The organism is Falsiroseomonas oryzae, assembly GCF_027856955.1.
Classification (GTDB): Bacteria; Pseudomonadota; Alphaproteobacteria; order Acetobacterales; family Acetobacteraceae; genus Falsiroseomonas; species Falsiroseomonas oryzae.
This window is the reverse complement of sequence record NZ_JAPSMD010000904.1, coordinates 1-879: the sequence shown is the minus strand read 5'-3', so window position 1 is coordinate 879 and position 879 is coordinate 1. Positions and strand designations below refer to the sequence as shown.

The following is an 879-nucleotide window of genomic DNA, read 5'->3' as shown; positions in this document are numbered from 1 at the left end:
CCGAGCAGCGCCGCCGCGTCGCGCAGCGCGCCGAGGTTCTTGTGCGCCGCGCGCGTGCCGACCGCGAGGGCATAGCCGTGCGGCGCGAGACCGTGGCGCGCCAGCACGCCGGCCTCCGCCGGGGCGCGCAGCACATGCTCGCCGCCTTCCGGCATCACCCCGATCCGCGCGGGATCGAGCCGGAGTCGCGCAGCGAGCCGCCCACGGGAGAAGTCCGACACGGTGACGATGCGCGCACCGATCCGCGGCAGGGCCAGGTGCAGCGCGCGGTACCAGGCGCGGAAGGCCAGGGAGTAGCTCTCGGGCGTGTCGAAGACGCCGGCATCGTGGATCACCACGGCCTGTCGCAGCCCCGGCCGCAGCGGTGCGGTGTTGCCGAGGTTCAGCAGCAGCGCGCCTCGCGCGGCGCGCGGCAGGTCCAGCTGCTCCCAGGCCTGGCCGGTCCGGGTGCCGACGACCTCAGCCGCGATGCCGTCCAGCGCGGCCGGCGCGCCGGGCGGTGTCAGCAGCCGAAGATCCGTACCGGCCGCGGCGAGCGCGCGCGTCACCTCCACGGCGAAGCGCTGCACGCCCGTGACCTTCTGGGTCAGGAAACGGCCGTTGATGGCGAGGGTCACGCCGGCTCGCCCTTCAGCACCGCGCGGATGCGCCAGGGGCGACGCAGCAGGCCGCGCGCGTCGCGCCGTTCGTCCGGGGTCAGCGCCGTCGCGGCCGCCGCGACGAAGCCGACCAGCGCCAGCAGGCCGAGCGCGCCCAACGCGCCCGGTGCCGCGAAGGGCAGCAGCGCGGCCAGGCCGATGCCGCCCACGGCCAGCGGCGCCGCCAGCGCGCGCGCCGCCGTCGCGGCTTCCGGATAGAGCCGCGCGGCCAGCCACAGCC

The 879-nt window shown here is 77.2% G+C and carries 1 protein-coding gene and 1 pseudogene; both read right to left on the bottom strand.

What is annotated here, in order from left to right:
• Nucleotides 1-617: pseudogene (locus OZN99_RS32590) on the bottom strand (glycosyltransferase family 4 protein); the annotation flags it as partial.
• A partial coding sequence (locus tag OZN99_RS32585; RefSeq protein WP_270939320.1) for a hypothetical protein occupies nucleotides 614-879 on the bottom strand: 266 nt, incomplete at its 5' end. The gene OZN99_RS32585 and the pseudogene OZN99_RS32590, both read right to left, overlap by 4 nt.